Origin of the sequence: Bradyrhizobium sp. WSM2254 (assembly GCF_000472645.1) — a bacterium.
GTDB classification, from domain to species: domain Bacteria; phylum Pseudomonadota; class Alphaproteobacteria; order Rhizobiales; family Xanthobacteraceae; genus Bradyrhizobium; species Bradyrhizobium niftali.
The window spans coordinates 48,013-63,737 of record NZ_AXAB01000035.1; the positions used below are offsets into that span (position 1 = coordinate 48,013).

General features: G+C 66.2%; 15 protein-coding genes. 13 read left to right on the top strand and 2 right to left on the bottom strand.

The features are described from left to right. The first annotated feature begins 257 nt into the window (after positions 1 to 257). Both A3M7_RS0125125 and A3M7_RS0125130 read left to right on the top strand, forming a co-directional pair. Positions 258 to 863 (top strand): hypothetical protein, encoded by a 606-nt coding sequence (locus tag A3M7_RS0125125; RefSeq protein WP_027546389.1) that lies wholly within the window; start codon positions 258 to 260, stop codon positions 861 to 863. After that, positions 860 to 1,135, top strand: coding sequence for an HGGxSTG domain-containing protein (locus A3M7_RS0125130; protein ID WP_027546390.1), 276 nt, complete (start codon positions 860 to 862; stop codon positions 1,133 to 1,135). The genes A3M7_RS0125125 and A3M7_RS0125130 overlap by 4 nt, the downstream gene beginning before the upstream one ends. Positions 1,136 to 1,205: 70 nt before the next feature. Here the strand turns inward: A3M7_RS0125130 and A3M7_RS0125135 are convergent, their stop codons facing one another. Further along, the gene (locus tag A3M7_RS0125135; RefSeq protein WP_027546391.1) at positions 1,206 to 2,630 is read right to left on the bottom strand and encodes a TAXI family TRAP transporter solute-binding subunit; all 1,425 of its coding nucleotides are present in this window, start codon (positions 2,628 to 2,630) and stop codon (positions 1,206 to 1,208) included. 261 nt (positions 2,631 to 2,891) lie between these two features. On the opposite strand from A3M7_RS0125135, the gene A3M7_RS0125140 reads away from it, so the two are divergent. The 6 genes from A3M7_RS0125140 (at position 2,892) to A3M7_RS44895 (ending at position 9,979) form a co-directional block, all read left to right on the top strand. Continuing rightward, positions 2,892 to 4,136: an MFS transporter gene (locus tag A3M7_RS0125140; protein ID WP_027546392.1), complete on the top strand. Its 1,245-nt coding sequence runs from the start codon at positions 2,892 to 2,894 to the stop codon at positions 4,134 to 4,136. A 234-nt stretch (positions 4,137 to 4,370) separates the two neighbouring features. Further along, the gene (locus A3M7_RS0125145; RefSeq protein WP_027546393.1) at positions 4,371 to 5,135 is read left to right on the top strand and encodes an outer membrane protein; all 765 of its coding nucleotides are present in this window, start codon (positions 4,371 to 4,373) and stop codon (positions 5,133 to 5,135) included. Positions 5,136 to 5,303: 168 nt separating this feature from the next. Continuing rightward, positions 5,304 to 6,497, top strand: a complete 1,194-nt coding sequence (locus tag A3M7_RS0125150) for a M20/M25/M40 family metallo-hydrolase (RefSeq protein ID WP_027546394.1) — start codon at positions 5,304 to 5,306, stop codon at positions 6,495 to 6,497. Between the two features lie 88 nt (positions 6,498 to 6,585). Further along, the gene (locus A3M7_RS0125155; protein ID WP_245284321.1) at positions 6,586 to 7,347 is read left to right on the top strand and encodes an alpha/beta fold hydrolase; all 762 of its coding nucleotides are present in this window, start codon (positions 6,586 to 6,588) and stop codon (positions 7,345 to 7,347) included. A 272-nt stretch (positions 7,348 to 7,619) separates the two neighbouring features. Next, positions 7,620 to 8,768 (top strand): amidohydrolase, encoded by a 1,149-nt coding sequence (locus A3M7_RS0125160; RefSeq protein WP_027546396.1) that lies wholly within the window; start codon positions 7,620 to 7,622, stop codon positions 8,766 to 8,768. A 68-nt stretch (positions 8,769 to 8,836) separates the two neighbouring features. After that, positions 8,837 to 9,979 carry a caspase family protein gene (locus A3M7_RS44895; RefSeq protein ID WP_049823665.1) on the top strand — a complete coding sequence of 381 codons (1,143 nt, stop codon included), beginning with the start codon at positions 8,837 to 8,839 and terminating at the stop codon, positions 9,977 to 9,979. A 63-nt stretch (positions 9,980 to 10,042) separates the two neighbouring features. On the opposite strand, the gene A3M7_RS0125170 is transcribed toward A3M7_RS44895, so the two are convergent. Further along, complete coding sequence (locus A3M7_RS0125170; RefSeq protein WP_027546397.1) at positions 10,043 to 10,966, bottom strand: LysR family transcriptional regulator; 924 nt, start codon at positions 10,964 to 10,966, stop codon at positions 10,043 to 10,045. A 108-nt stretch (positions 10,967 to 11,074) separates the two neighbouring features. On the opposite strand from A3M7_RS0125170, the gene A3M7_RS0125175 reads away from it, so the two are divergent. From A3M7_RS0125175 to A3M7_RS0125195, 5 genes are read left to right on the top strand one after another with little or no spacing between them, the layout of a single operon-like run. Continuing rightward, positions 11,075 to 11,398, top strand: a complete 324-nt coding sequence (locus A3M7_RS0125175; RefSeq protein ID WP_027546398.1) for a Dabb family protein — start codon at positions 11,075 to 11,077, stop codon at positions 11,396 to 11,398. After that, positions 11,395 to 12,474, top strand: a complete 1,080-nt coding sequence (locus A3M7_RS0125180) for a maleylacetate reductase (protein ID WP_027546399.1) — start codon at positions 11,395 to 11,397, stop codon at positions 12,472 to 12,474. Before A3M7_RS0125175 ends, A3M7_RS0125180 begins: the two co-directional genes overlap by 4 nt. 4 nt (positions 12,475 to 12,478) lie before the next feature. Further along, positions 12,479 to 13,852 carry an amidohydrolase family protein gene (locus tag A3M7_RS0125185; protein ID WP_027546400.1) on the top strand — a complete coding sequence of 458 codons (1,374 nt, stop codon included), beginning with the start codon at positions 12,479 to 12,481 and terminating at the stop codon, positions 13,850 to 13,852. Between the two features lie 21 nt (positions 13,853 to 13,873). Next, complete coding sequence (locus tag A3M7_RS0125190; RefSeq protein ID WP_027546401.1) at positions 13,874 to 14,776, top strand: NAD(P)-dependent oxidoreductase; 903 nt, start codon at positions 13,874 to 13,876, stop codon at positions 14,774 to 14,776. Positions 14,777 to 14,791: 15 nt separating this feature from the next. Further along, complete coding sequence (locus A3M7_RS0125195) at positions 14,792 to 15,676, top strand: intradiol ring-cleavage dioxygenase (protein ID WP_027546402.1); 885 nt, start codon at positions 14,792 to 14,794, stop codon at positions 15,674 to 15,676. Positions 15,677 to 15,725 lie beyond the last annotated feature (49 nt).

A 15,725-nucleotide genomic window follows, 5' to 3' on the forward strand; every position in this document is an offset into this window, starting at 1 on the left:
TGCGAAAACAACCCCATGCACAGTAGCCGGCGCCTGAGAGAACAAGGACTTGCGCGCTTGGCAATGCCGTTTGACTCGTCGGGCAAAACACCTGCAGAATGGCATCATCGCAACAATCGTGAACGTGACGGCCGGCCTGACCAGGGCCGCCCCGACGTGGTTGCGCGTAAGCCCTTCATCGACATCTGAAAATTCGCATCCGCGCGCAGCAGCGAACGGTCGTTCGCGCGCGCCTGCGCCGGCAAAGGACACAGCACATGACGACAGCACCGAACCGCCGCATCACCTCGCCGCTTGCGACAAACGATCGCGGCGGCCCCGCGGTGAGCCCGCGGATCAGACTCTACAAGCGCAGCATTGCGATCAGCCATCCGGACCCGCAAGCCGGCGAGCGTCTGCTGGCCGAAGCGCTCGGTGCCGCCGACCGCGACGCGCTGCACGGCATGCTGAGGCAATTGGTCAAAGCGAGCGCGATCGGGCAGAAGCCTGATGAGGCCAATCTCGCCTTCATGGTCTCGATGATCAGGAGCATCGCACCGAAGGATTCCATCGAGGCCATGCTGGTGTCCCAGATGGTTTCCGTTCACGTGGCGGCGATGCGCTGCGCCTGTCGCCTCGCCTGCACGGACAACCTTCCGCAGCAGGAGAGCGTCACGCGCGCATTGACCCGGCTGACCCGCACCTTCGCCGCTCAGGTCGAGGCCCTGAACCGCCACCGCAACAGCGACGAGCGCGCAATCACGGTGCAAAACCTGTCCGTGCAGGACGGAGGACGAGCGATCGTGGGCAACGTCACGCAGCACGCGAACGTGCTTGTCGCGGAGGCGAGCCCGCGCGAGGCAACGCAAGGCGCCAACCCATGACCGGCGACCACACCCGCAACACCGTCCCGATGCGGGCCAGTCCCCGCTGCGGCGCCCGAACCCGCGATGGCGATGCCTGCCGCGCACCAGCCACACACGGCAAGGCGCGCTGCCGCATGCACGGCGGCGCGCTGAGGACCGGTGCGCCGAGAGGAAACCGGAATGCGCGCACGCACGGCGCCTTCACACCGGACGGCATCGCGGAACGACAGGCGATCCAGGCGTTGCTGGACGAGACGCGGAAGCTGTTGGCCGAGATAAAGTCAAGCTGACGGCCGAGAACTGGAGATCCAGCCACGGCGGCGCTGGCGCGGAGGAATCCGCGACGGCCGGTGGCCGCCACTATCCTCGCAGTGTAGAGCCTGTTGCCGCGCCTCGAATGGTTTCGAAGCTGGTACGTTGCAACGCGGCTCGCCTCTCGGCAATGGCATTGCTCAAGAGATCGAGCACCAGCCCAAATGCGGCGAGTTCCTCCTCCTCGATAGCGCCGTCATCGTAGCACTCGAGCGTTTCAGCGATGATGGCGTCCGCCTCATTCTGCAGGGTCAGCAGTTCCTGGTTGGATTCCGCGGTACGCGCGCTCGAGACCATGGCGAGGATTCTCTTGCGATGGCTGGTGTTGTCCTCCCTTTCGTCGCGGTTCAAATAACGGCGCAACCAGGCGGCGGCCGAGCCGATCCCGGAGAGAAGCAGGAGCCCGAACCAGAAGAGATCGCCGTACCGATCGAGAAAGGTGCGTTCGTTGCCGTCGATGACGGCCGCCGCTCCCCGATGTACCGGCAGCTCTGTGTCCTTCTCGAGGTCCGGCTTGGTGATGTGTGCAGCGCCAGGTACCTGCTTCGCAATCGCCTGACGGACGGCAAAGAGCTGCCGGAAAAACGTCGCTACCGTGGTTTCGGACATGGTCTTTCTTGCCACGATGAGGTGGCTGACGCTGACCGTCTCGACCTTGTCACCCGGCCAGGCCGGATCCGCATTGAAGACGCTGGGCGGAATTTCCTCCGATTCATACCGGGGATGCCTCAGGGCGATCGCTTCCGATGTCTCGATGTCGAGAAACTTCGGTTCGCCGCGGGCGCGCGCCGTAGCAGCAACGGCGTCGGATGTGATTTTGCTGTCGAGTGGCCCGACTGTCATGAACGCATCGAGGGTGAGATCGCGCGCCAGCTCCCCGATTTGTTCCGTGCCAAACTGCGTCACCGCGACCTTCTCGGCGTCCACCCCAGCGGCGCTCAGGATGACCCGCAGCAACGCGGCATTCACGGGGGTCCGCCCAATCACGCCGACACGGTGCCCCGCGAGATCGGCGACCTCCTTGATTTTCGGCGGCCGCTTTCCTTTCGAGCTCTTGCCCGCAGGCGCGGAGGGCGCCCACAGCACGACGAAATTCTTACGCACGACGGCGACGGTCTGCGCCTCGGAGGGCATGTCCAGATCACCGCGGCCGACGGCAAGGTCCGCCTTGCCAGCCCCAAGCAGAGCAAGAGACTCCACCGCCCCATTGGTTTTGATCAGAGACAGCCTGACGGTTCGACTTTCGCTCCTGAAGGCATCGGCCATTGCTTCGATGACTTTGGAATCGTCGCTGCCGGGCGGTCCAACGGCGATGCGGAGAACTTCCGGCCGCAATGCGTAGTAGAGTGCCCCCGCGGCCGCGCCAAAGACAAGAAATCCAACGGCGAGAGCCAACAGTAAGGAATTGCTCCTCCTCCGCTCTCGGCGGGCCGCGTCGCTGGTCGTCTTGCTTGTACTCTCGGTGGAAGACATTGCCGCCGCCAGCTGCAGATCCTGGTCCCCATGATACCACATCTTCCCGGGAACAACGTCCTGACGGCCGGCTTGGTTCATGGTCTCAGACAGCGGCGTCAGACCCGCTTTGATGGGCAACGTGCCTGCCGTCACGGCGCGCGGGCACCACTTTGCGCTGACGGCGCCGCCATTCCGGAATGAGGGGGTCGCGCTGCCGCCATTGGCGGCCGCCCCGCGATCATGTACCCCCATCCAAAACCTTCTCGGGACGGGACACTCATGGAGACCGCAGCCACTAACGACGCGGGAGGCGCCACCCGCGCGCTGATCTTCGCGCTGGTCGCGCTCGCCTGCGGGCATATGCTCTCGACCTTGCTGCGCACGATTCCCGCCATCAGCCTCGACCTGATGGCGGCGGATTTCCGCGTCAAACCGCAGGCGCTGGCGAGCCTGACCTCGGTCTATCATTTCGCCTTTGCCGCGGCGCAGATCCCGGTCGGCGCGGCGATGGATCGCTTCGGCGTGCGGCCGGTGTCGCTCGGCCTGCTGGCGGGAACCGTGTTCGGCGCGGTCGCATCGGGCTTTGCGACAGGCCCCGAGAGCTTTGCGGTCGGCCAGCTCATGCTCGGCGTCGCCACCTCGGGCATGCTGATGTGCCCGATGACGCTGGCGGCCAAGCAATTGTCGGCGGCGCGCTTCGGGCTGTGGTCGGGCGCGATCCTCTCGATCGGCAATATCGGCATGCTGCTGTCGTCGAGCCCGCTCGCCTTCGTCGTCGACACCTGGGGCTGGCGCGCCGGGTTCTGGATCTCCGCGGCTGGCGGCGTCGCAGTCGCGCTCGCGGTGTTCGCGCTGGTGCCGAACCAGCCGGCCGAGCACAAGGACCATTCCTCGCCGCTGTCGCAGATGATCGAGGTGCTCAGGCTCGGCCTGTCGCGGCCACTGCGCGGCCTGATCGCGCTGGCGTTGGTGTCGCTGGCGACCTCGCTGGTGCTTCGCGGCCTGTGGGGCGGACCGTGGCTCATGGACGTCAAGGGACTGTTGCGGATCGAGGCCGGCAACCAGCTCGGTGCGTTCACGCTGGCGATGATCGTGGGGCCGCTCCTCATCGGCATGATCGATCGCAGGCTCGGCCGCCGCCGCGAACTGGTGGCCGGCTCGCATCTCGCCGGCGCGTTGCTGCTGGCGCTGATGGCGCTCGGCGCGCCGCACTTTGCGGTCTCCGCACTGTTCGGCGTCGACGTGATGCCGCCGCAATACGATTTGGTGCTGTTCGTGCTGATTGGGCTCGCGACCTCCGCGCAGCCGCTGCTGTTCGGCATGTCCAGGCAACTGGTCGACGCGCAGGTTGCGGGCAAGGCGCTCGCGGCGATCAACCTCGCCTTCTTCCTCGGCGCGGCACTGATGCAGTCGCTCACCGGCGCGGTCGCGGCGCTCGCGGGGCTGCCGGCAGTGCTGCTGTTCATGGCGGCAGCGCTCCTTTTCGGCACGCTGATCTTCCTGGCGTATACGCGGCCTGCGTGAAGCAGCGAAATTCCCGATTCTTCCTGTCGCGCCAGCCTCTGGGAAAAGTCGCAACCTGCAGTGGCCGTTATTTCCACTGTGGCCCGGTGGTTACAGCCGCCGCGTGACCCGCCGCGTACTGTGACCAGATCGCGAAGTCGGGCAACTCACCAGATGAAGTCGCTGGCCTGTGCGATGCCGACGCGCACGATACGCTTCAGGCGCCATTGCCGTTAGTTGAAGGAAGATCCTCGCATGACCACCAAGACCCTTGTCAGCGCCATCGCGCTGGCAGTTTCGACGTTCACCTCGGCCATGGCGGCGGACGTGTCGATGCCGTACAAGGCGGCGCCTGCGGCCCCGGCCTTCTCCTGGACCGGTTGCTATGTCGGCGGCAATGGCGGCGGCGGTCGCGGGGTCAACGAGCAGCAGCCCCTTGTCGGGATAACATTCAATGCCGACCACAACAGCGGCTGGCTCGCTGGTGTGCAGGGGGGCTGCGACTATCAGGTCGGCTCCCTCGTGGTCGGCCTCGAAGGCCAGTTCGATTGGGCCGACATGAAGGACACCACCGCGACACTGATTTCGGGCGGCGCCGTCGGCATCCTGCTGACGACCCAGCTCGATCGCGTCGCCACCGCCACCGGCCGCATCGGCTACGCCTTCGATCGCGTGCTGTTCTACGCCAAGGGCGGCGCCGCCTTCGCCCGCTTCAACCATCAGATGACGCAGACCGATTTCGCCGCCTTCACGGCTGATTTCAAGGGGTCGCGCGATGCGGCGGGATTCGTCGTCGGTGCCGGTATCGAATATGCGCTGCTGCCAAACCTGTCGTTGAAGGCCGAATACAATTATTTCGACTTTGGAACGAACGGCTACACGCTGAACTGCTCCGGCAATCCCGCATGTGCCGGCACTCCCTTGTTCCCGGTCAGTGTCCGGCAGAACATGCAAACCGTCATGCTCGGCGTGAATTGGCGATTCAATACGGCCCTCGCCCCGCTCGTCGCGCGATACTGATTCGTGTGCCGAAGGCGGCCGCTGTGCGTCGTGTTCGGCGCGCCGCGGCCGTAGCTTTGATGCGGTCGTCCCTGCCCCGCCCCAGATTCACCGGACTGTCCGAGAGGCCTTGCGAAACACGGCGCAGCGAAGGATGCTGACACGTACCGTGCATCAAAGGACCATCTCATGCCTGTCGATACCAAAGCCGCCACCGATCGCCTCATGCGCTTCCTCGCCGTCGAGGGCGTCACCGGACAGGAGGCGGCGATCGGGCGTGAGCTCACCGCCGCACTTAAGGAAAGCGGCGTGCCGGCCAAGGCGATCCGGCTCGACGACGCCAACACCCGCATTCCGGTGCCGACCGAGACCGGCAACCTCATCGTCGACCTGCCGGGCCGCGGCGCGCTGCACAACCAGCCGCGCATCATGTTCATGACCCACATGGACACGGTGCCGCTGTGCGCCGGCGCCAGGCCGAAGAAATCCGGCCGCAAGATCGTCAACGAGGCCAAGACCGCGCTCGGCGGCGACAACCGCTGCGGCTGCGGCGTGCTGGTGACGCTGGCCGCCGAGCTCGCCAAGCAGAAGCTCGATCATCCGCCGATCACGCTTTTGTTCTGCGTGCGCGAGGAGAGCGGGCTCTATGGCGCGCGCCACGTCAAGCTCGACGAGCTCGGCTCACCGGTGATGGCGTTCAACTATGACGGCGGCTCGGCCTCCAACGTGATCATCGGCGCGGTCGGGGCCGACCGCTGGACCGTCGAGATCTTCGGCCGCGCCTCGCATGCCGGCGTTGCGCCCGAGCGCGGCATCTCCTCGACCATGATCATGGCGCTCGCCCTTGCGGACGCCAAGGCCGGCGGCTGGTTCGGCAAGGTGGTGAAGGGCAAGCAGCAAGGGACCAGCAATATCGGCCCGGTCACCGGCGGCGAGGGCCGCCCGGCGGGCGATGCCACCAACGTCGTCACCGACTACGTGCATGTGCGCGGCGAAAGCCGCAGCCACGACGGAAAGTTCTTCAAGGAGATCACCAAGGCCTACAAGGCCGCGTTCGAGAAGGCGGCCAAGAAGGTGACGAATGCGCAGGGCAAATCCGGCAAGGTCAAGTTCAAGGCCGAGACCGACTATTATCCGTTCCGCATGAAGGACAACCTGCCGGTCGTCAAACGCGCGATCGAGGCGGTGTCCGCGGTCGGCGGCACCCCGAATGTCCGCGCCGCCAATGGCGGGCTGGATGCGAACTGGATGGTCCGCCACGGCGTTCCGACCGTGACCTTCGGCGCGGGGCAGAACGAGGCGCACACGGTCGACGAATGGATCAATCTCGACGAATACGACCGCGCCTGCGCGCTGGCGCTCCAGCTTGCAACGATGCGGTGAGCCGCGTCGCGTGAGCTCTGAGAGATCGTTTGTCGCCAATGACGGCACCGTCATTGGGTACCGGCAGCTCGGTTCAGGTCCCGGACTTGTGCTGCTCCATGGCGGACTGCAGAGCGCAGCAAGCTTTGCCGACCTCGGAGCAGCGCTGGCTGACCGCTTTACTGTCATCATCCCGGACCGTCGAGGTCGGGGTCTGAGCGGCCCCTTCCGGCCCGATCACTGCATGGCGACCGAGATCCATGATCTCGGCCGGCTTCTCGCCGAGACAGGAGCCCGCAATGTGTTTGCACTCAGCTCCGGAGCGCTGGTTGCCTTGCACACCGCGCTTGTCGATCCGGCGATCTCACGCCTTGCCCTTTACGAGCCTCCGCTCGAGTTCGGCTCGGTCCAACCACGGTACTGGGCCTCGAACTACGAGGCGGCCCTGACAAAGGGAGACCTGGCCGCCGCCTTTGTTGCCGTGGTCAAAGGCACCGGCGACAACGGGGTCATGACAAGGCTCCCCGCGCCTGTGCTGAGATCGTTCTTCGCCATGATGATGCGCCTGCGTCGAGATGCAAGCGCGGGCGATCGCCCACCTCTGGCTACTCTCATCCCGCTGGTCCATTACGATATCGAGCTCATCAAGGAAATGGCCGGCGACCCCGATCGCTACAGGGGCCTGGGCACGAAAACGCTGCTTCTCGGTGGCGATCGCAGCCAGGGCTATCTCAAGGCCGGGGTCGATGCTCTCACGGCGATCCTGCCGAACGCGACACGAATTGAACTCAAGGGCACCGGCCACATCGCGGCAGACAACGAAGGCGATCCGACCCGCGTCGCCGCAGAGCTGCGTCGTTTCTTCGCTTGATGTCGTTCGCAGCGACTGGAACGGGCTGGCGAAGCTGGCGTGATACCCATTGCTCGTCATTCCGGGGCGCGACGAAGTCGCGAGCCCGGAATCCATCGGGCCGCAGAGATTGCTGCACGATGGATTCCGGGTTCGCGCCAAGGGGCGCGCCCCGGAATGACAGGCAGAGGGGGCGCGCATTGCTGCACGCGAGGCATTCCAAGGGGCTTGATGCGCGGCGCGGATAATCCGCTATGGTGACGGCAACCGACACCATTCGAGAGAGCCGCGCCTTGACACCCGAACTGCACCAGAAACTGACCGCGTGGCGCCGCCATTTGCATGCCAATCCCGAACTGTCCCTCCAGGAGAAGGCGACCGCGGCCTTCGTGCAGGACAGGCTCACCGAGCTCGGCATTCCCTTCGAGGCTGGCGTCGGCGGCCACGGCGTCGTCGCGACCTTGACGCGCGGTCACGCGCAAGGCCGCGTCGGCCTGCGCGCCGACATGGACGCGCTGCCGATCACCGAGGATACCGGCCTGCCCTATGCCTCGAAAAGCGCGGGCGTGATGCATGCCTGCGGCCATGACGGGCACACCGCCTCGCTGCTCGGCGCCGCGGCGCTGCTCGCGGCCGACACCAGCTGGAGCGGCACGGTCGATTTCATCTTCCAGCCGGCCGAGGAAGGCTATGGCGGCTCGCGCGCGATGGTCGGCGCCGGGCTGTTCGAGCGCTTTCCGATGGACCGGGTGTTCGGCTTCCACAACTGGCCGGGCCTTGCCGCCGGCACCATCGCGGTCCATGACGGCGTCGTCATGGCCTCGGGCGGGCGCGTCACCATCACCATCGAGGGCCATGCCGGGCACGCCGGCATGCCGCATCTGACGCGCGATCCGGTCATGGCGGCCGGCCATCTCATCGTGGCGCTGCAGTCGATCGTGTCGCGCAGCGTCGATCCGCTCGACACCGCCGTGCTCTCGCTCTGCACGATCGAGGGCGGCACCGCACCGAACCAGATCGCGGGACGCGTGACCATCCGCGGCACGCTGCGGTTTCATCGCGAGGCGGTCAAGGACGTCCTCCTCGCGCGGATCAGCGAGATCTGCGCCGGAATCGCCACGAGCTTTGGCGTCAAGGTCACGCCCGAGATCGTCATGGGCGTCGGCGTCGTGGTCAACACGCCTGATGAGGCGAGCCTTGCGCGCGCTGCCGCGGAGAAGGTGCGGGCCGAGGTCAGGCGCGACCTTGCGCCCAGCATGGCCGGCGAGGATTTCGCCTTCTACCTCCAGAAGCGGCCCGGCGCCTTCGTCTGGATCGGCAACGGCGAACTGCGCGACGGTGCCGAGCTGCACGGCCCGCGCTATGATTTCAACGACGCGATCCTTCCCGTGGCATCCGGCTGGATGGCCGAGGTCGCCAAGACGGCGCTGGCGTCGAACTAGGAACGCCCCGTGGCTCCCCCGGACCGGTTGCGCTAGGATAGAGGCTCGTTCGAGCCCGCGAGATCCGGATGAATCGGCGCGAATTCGTTTCGGGATTGACGGCTGCAGCCGCGCTTGCCGGCGTGGCGCCGACGGCTGCAGCAGCGGAAGGCAGGCGGGTCGCGCTGGTCATCGGCAACGGCGCCTACAGCAACGTTCCCGCGCTGCTCAATCCGCCGAACGACGCGAGCGACATCGCGGCGGCGCTGAAGCGGCTAGGCTTCACCGTGTCCCTCGCCACCAACGCCAGCTTCGATGAGATGCGCCGCGGCCTGATCGCATTAGGGCGCGACGCCGCCGGCGCGGACATGGCGGCCGTGTATTTCGCCGGCCACGGCATGGAGATCAACGGCGAGAACTGGCTGATCCCGATCGACGCAGCGCTGAAGCGCGACACGGACGCGGCGAATGAAGCCATCAACCTGCAAAGCGTGATGTTGCAGGTGTCCAATACCACGAGCCTCGGCCTCGTCATCCTCGACGCCTGCCGCGACAATCCTTTTGCTGTCAAGATGAGCCGCTCGCTCGCCACACGGGCGGCCACGATGGGTGGGCTCGGCCGCATCGAGCCCACCGGTAACGTTCTCGTCGCCTATGCCGCGCGCGACGGCACCACGGCGCTTGACGGGGACGCGCGCAACAGCCCGTTTGCAGCGGCGCTCCTGCGCAACATCGAGGCGCCTGGTGTCGAGGTTACCTTCATGTTCCGCAATGTCCGGGACGACGTGATGGAGGCGACCCGCAACCAGCAGCAGCCGTTCGTCTATGGTTCGCTGTCACGCAAGGCGATCTACCTTGCTGGCCCGCCGCCCGCCGGTGCCGACGGTGCGGCGCTTCCGGCCGTCGTCTCTCCTGCTGCGCCGCGCGGGCCGTCGTCGACGATTGATCCCGCGCTGGTCGGCACCTGGGAAATGATGGTGCCCAATGGCCGCGGCCAGTCGCGCTGGATCTGGGAGATCATGGGCGACGGCACCTACAGATTCCACGCCGAGCCGCAGCGCTCGGCTCGCCCGCACGAAGGCACGATCACTGCCGCGAACGGCCGCTGGACGTTGCGCGCCCTCAGGGGCCTGTCAGGCTACAGCGACGGTGGCGCATACGAGATCCGCGATGCGCTGGCTGTGATCACAGGCAAGCTCGGCACCGGCGCCTGGAAACGCAGCGCCGAATAGAGGCGCCTCGGCTGGTGCTCCCCATGCCTTCTCGGAAACAGTCGGGATCTCAATGTCCGTCACTTACTTCGCCGCGTCCATCCATATCCCCGGCTCTGAATGCTCGCGGATGTGGGTGACGAGGAAGTCGGAAAAGGCCCTGATCTTGGCCGGCAGCCCGGCACGGTTCTGGTAGGCGATGTTCATGGTGAGCAGAGGCAGCTCCCAGTCCAGCAGGACCGGGACCAGACGGCCCGCCGCGATATCGCTCTGGACGATGTAGAGCGGCTGGATGAGGATGCCGAGCCCCGCCAGCGCCGCGCCGCGGATGACCTGGCCGTCATTGCTGTCGAGCGTCGGCGTGATGCGTACCGTCTGTGCGCCATTGCCTTTGCGCAGGCGCAGCGAATAGGGATCGTTCGCCAGATTGTAGACGAGCATGTTGTGGCGCGCGAGATCGGCGGGCTGCTCCAGCTCGCCTGCGCTTGCGAGATAGGAGGGCGCGGCTGCCAGCACGCGGCGCATCTGGCCGATGCGGCGGACGATGATGTTCGAATCCGGCTCCTGCTCGCGCGTGCGGATCGCCACGTCGATGCCCGCCTCGATGAAATCAGGATAGCGGTTGGCGGTGGTGATCTGCATGTTGAGCTTCGGATAGCGCGCGCGGAACGCCGGCAGCATCGGCGCCAGATAGATCACCGCAAAGGACAGCGAGCTCGTGACCCGCAGCATGCCCTGCGGCGACAGCGCGCGATCGCTGACGATGTCCTCGGCTTCCGCCAGTTCGCTCAGCACCCGGCTGGACCGCTCCAGCAGCTCCTGCCCCGCCTCCGTCAGCCACAAGCGGCGCGTGTTGCGCTCGATCAGGCGAACGGCGAGGCGTTCCTCGAGCGCGCTGAGATAGCGGCTCGCGGCCGCGTTCGACATGCGCAAGGCCTCGGCGGCCTTCGACAGGCTGCCGAGCTCGGCCGTCTTGGCGAACACCTCGAGTTGCAGCAGGCGATCCATTTTTCCACTTTCAGGAAAAGAGACTTACAATTATTGGCCTTTATTTCCGTATCCCGCAAGCCAAAATGGGCGCAACACAAGCAAGATAGCAGGCGAGGAAACTGGGAAATGTCGGGCCCGATCAGGCACATCGTGATGTGGCGGCTGCGCGGGGAGACCGCCGAGGAGCGGTCCGCCGCCCGGGCCAAGGTCAAGACCCTGTTCGAGGGCCTGCGCGGCCGGATCGACGGCCTCACCCACATCGAGGTCGGCGTCGACGTCAGCGCTGTCGATTACGCCTGCGACGTCGTGCTGTTCTCCGAATTCACCGACCAGGCCGCGCTGGCGGCCTATGCCACCCACCCGGAGCACCTGCGCGTGCGCGAGGCGCTCGGCGACTTGCGGATCGGCCGCTTTCAGGTCGATTATCCCATCAAAGGGACCGGCGCATGATCGGTTCGTTCACCTTTGAAAACCTGCCCTGCCGCGTCGTATTCGGCAGCGGAACCTTGGCCAGCGCCAAGGCCGAGGTGGAGCGGCTCGGCGGCAAGCGCGCACTGGTGCTGACGACGCCGCAGCAGGAGGCGCAGGGCAAAAGCTTAGGGACCGCGCTCGGCCCGCTTTATGCCGGCATCTTTCCGGGCGCGACCATGCATACGCCGGTTGACGTCACCGAGCGGGCGCTCGTGTCGATGAAGGCGTGCGATGCCGACTGCGTCGTCTCGCTCGGCGGCGGCTCGACCACCGGCCTCGGCAAGGCCCTGGCCTTGCGCACCGGCGTCAACCAGCTCTGCATTCCCACCACCTATGCCGGCTCGGAGATGACGCCGATCGTTGGCCAGACCGAGAGCGGCCTGAAGACCACGGTGCGCGATGCGGCCGTGCTGCCGGAGACAGTGATCTACGACGTCGATCTCACCTTGACGCTGCCGGCGAGCCTGGCTGCGACATCAGGCATCAACGCCATCGCGCATGCGGTCGAAGCGCTTTACGCGCGCGACACCAATCCCGTAACATCGCTGATGGCGGAAGAAGGCATTCGCGCACTCGCGCGTGCCCTGCCCGCCATTGCCGCCAAGAGCGACGATCGCGAGGCCCGCACCGAGGCGCTCTATGGCGCCTGGCTGTGCGGTGTCTGCCTCGGCACGGTCGGCATGGCGCTGCATCACAAGCTCTGCCACACGCTCGGCGGCACCTTCGATCTGCCGCACGCCGAGACCCACACCATCGTGCTGCCGCATGCGCTGGCCTACAACGCGCCCGCCGTGCCCGAGGCGATGGCCCGCATCTCGCGCGCGATCGGCGCCGCCGATGCGTCGCAGGGACTCTATGACCTCGCAAAGCGGCTGGGCGCAAAGCTTGCGTTGCGCGACGTCGGCATGCCCGCGAGCGGCATCGACAAGGCGGCCGATCTCGCCGTCACCGATGCCTACTGGAATCCGCGGCCGCTCGAGCGGGGCGCCATCCGCGACCTAATCGCGCGCGCCTGGGCCGGCGAGCCGCCTGTTGTCACCAAAGCGGTGGCTTGAAGCGATGCCGCGCACGCTGATCAGATCCGCAACCATCATCAGTATGGATGATGCGATCGGCGACCTCCGCACCGGCGACGTGCTGGTCGAAGGCAACCGTATCGTTGACGTTCGGCCATCGATCGAGCTCGGCAGCGGCGCGGCCGAGACCGAGATCGTCGATGGCAAAGACCGCATCGTCATCCCCGGCCTCATCAACGCGCATATGCACACCTGGCAGACGGGCTTACGCGGTTATGCCGCGAACTGGACGCTGCTGGAATATTTCCGGCGTATGCATGCCGGGCTCGCGATCGTGTTCCGGCCCGACGACATCTACATCGCCACGCTGGTCGGCGCGCTGAACCAGATCAATTGCGGCACCACCACGCTGGTCGACTGGTGCCACAACAATCCGACGCCCGACCATACCGATGCCGCCGTGCGCGGCCTGATCGAGAGCGGCATCCGCGCCACGTTCTTCCACGGCTCGCCAAAACCGGAACCGAAGCCGGGCGAGCCGCATTTCTCGGAAGTGCCGCATCCGCGCCGCGAGGTCGAGCGGCTGCTCGCCGGCCCCCTCGCCGACCGCGACGGCCTCGTTACGCTCGGGCTCGCGATTCTCGGACCGCATTATTCGACGCTCGACGTCGCCATGCACGATTTCCGCCTGGCGCGGGAGCTGAAGCTGATCGCCTCGATGCACCAGGGCGGCGGTCCGGCCAAGACGCCTGATGGCTGGGAGAAGCTGATCGCGGCCGGCCTCGTCGGCGCCGGAATCAACATCGTCCACGGCAACGATCTGCCCGATGAACTGCTCGACCGGATGGTCGATCTCGGCGTGTCGTTCTCGGTCACGCCCGAGAACGAGATGATCCAGGGTCACGGCTTTCCGATCACCGGACGGCTGCTGAAGCGCGGTGTGCGGCCGACGATCGGCATTGATCTGGAATCCGTGTTGGCCGGCGATCTCCTCTCCGCCGCCCGCGTCGCGCTGTCGATGCAGCGGGCGCTCGACAATGCGGAGTCGCGCCGCGACAGCGGCACCATTCCTGCGACCACCACGATCCCCGTGCGCGAAGCGCTACGCTGGATAACGACGGAAGGCGCCCGCATGCTCGGCCGGGAGAGCCAGATCGGCTCGCTGACGCCGGGCAAGCTCGCCGACCTTGTCATCATCAACGCATCCGATCTCAACCTCTTTCCGGTGCACGACCCCGTCGCGACCGTCGTGATGCAGACGAGCCTCGCCAACATCGAGTCCGTCATGATCGGCGGCGCGTGGAAGAAACGGAACGGCCGGCTGCTGGTCGAGGGGCTGGAGGCGAAGAAGGAGCTGCTGGCGCAATCGGGCCGGCGGCTGGTGCAGGACATCGAACGACAGGGACGCGCCGCCTGAAGGCGCCAATGGACAACAACAATGACTGACGCTGCAAAAAATGTCGCTTTCATCGGGATCGGCAAGATGGGCCTGCCGATGTCGGTGCTCGTCGCCAAGGCCGGTTATGCCGTCACCGCGTTCGATCAGAGCGCGGCACGGGTCAACGAGGCACGCACACAAGGCATTTCGATTGCCGCCTCACCGGCCGAGGCCGTGAGCGGCAAGGCGGCGGTCATCACATCGCTGCCGGATGACGCAGCCTTGCGCGGCGCGCTGCTCGGCCCCGCCGGGCTCATCGCCGCGATGGCGCCGGGAGCCGTTCTGATCGAGACCAGCACCGTGAGCATCGAGGCCTCCACCGAAGTTGCGGCCACCGCGCAAGCCCGCGGCGTCGCCTATCTGCGCGCGCCGGTCTCCGGCAATGCCAGCATCGTTCACACCGGCGCGCTGACCTGCTTCGTCTCGGGCCCGAAGGACGCCTTCGACAACGCAAAGCCGCTGTTCGCAGCTTTTACGCGCGCCCAGACTTATCTCGGGCCCGGCGAGGAAGCCCGTTACGCCAAGCTCGCGGTCAATCTGATGATCGCGGTGTCGGCCGCGATGATGGCGGAGAGCCTGGCGCTGGCGCGCAAGGGCGGCATTGCGTGGCAGGACATTTTGAAGGTGCTCGACGACAGCGCGGTGGCTTCACCGATGGTGAAATACAAGACCGCGCCGCTGCGGACGCGGGATTTCGAGTCCACCTTCTCCTGCAAGCAGATGGCCAAGGACCTCGATCTGATCCTCGGCGCCGGCCATGCCGTCGGCGTGCCGCTGCAGCTCGCCGCGCAAGTGCGCGAGACCTATGGCTCGCTGGTGGCGCAGGGCGACGGCGAGGCCGACTTCATCGCAACCGTCAAGCATCTCGAGCGGCTGTCCGGCCTCGGCGAACCGAAGCTCTGATCAACGGAGACACCCATGCGCAACTTCAACGAGACCACGATCACGGACGCGGTGCTGGAGCGGATCGCAGGCGCAACCGATCCGCGCATCAAGGAGGTCAGCGAGGCTCTGGTGCGCCACCTCCATGCCTTCGTCCGCGAGGTCCGCCCGACCCAGAAGGAATGGGAATACGGCATCGACTTCCTGACCCGCACCGGCCACATGTGCGACGACAAGCGCCAGGAGTTCATCCTGCTGTCGGATACGCTCGGCGTCTCCATGCTGGTCGACGCGATCAACCATCCGGTGCCGGAAGGTGCGACCGAGACCACCGTGCTCGGCCCGTTCTTCGTCCAGGCCGCGCCCGAGAAGGACAGCGGCGCCGACATCTCGGGTCCGATGGAAGGCGACCCGATGCTGGTGACCGGCTCGGTCTCGACCGTCGACGGACGTCCGCTCGCGGGCGCCATCGTCGACGTCTGGCATTCCGACGATGACGGCTATTACGACGTGCAGCAGCTCGACGACATCGGCGATCTCGCGATGCGCGCGCGCTTCCACACCGACGCCAACGGCCGCTTCCATTTCTGGTCGATCAAGCCGGCCGCCTATCCGATTCCGCATGACGGGCCGGTCGGCGAAATGCTGGAGGCGCAGGGCCGCCATCCCTGGCGTCCCGCGCATGTGCATTTCATGATCTCCGCGCCGGGCTTCGAGCAGCTCGTGACCCATGTGTTCGTCGCCGGCGACCAATATCTCGACAGCGACGTGGTGTTCGGCGTCAAGGACAGCCTGATCCGCGAGTTCGTCCGCCACCCGGCGGGGCGTGCGCCGGATGGTCGCATGGTGGACAGCGAGTATTTTCATCTCAACTACGATTTCGGCCTGAAGCAGGTTGCGAGCAGCGCAAGAGCCGCCTAAGCCGAACCACAACACAGCGGACCGGCAAGAGTCCGTCATCGGGGCAGAC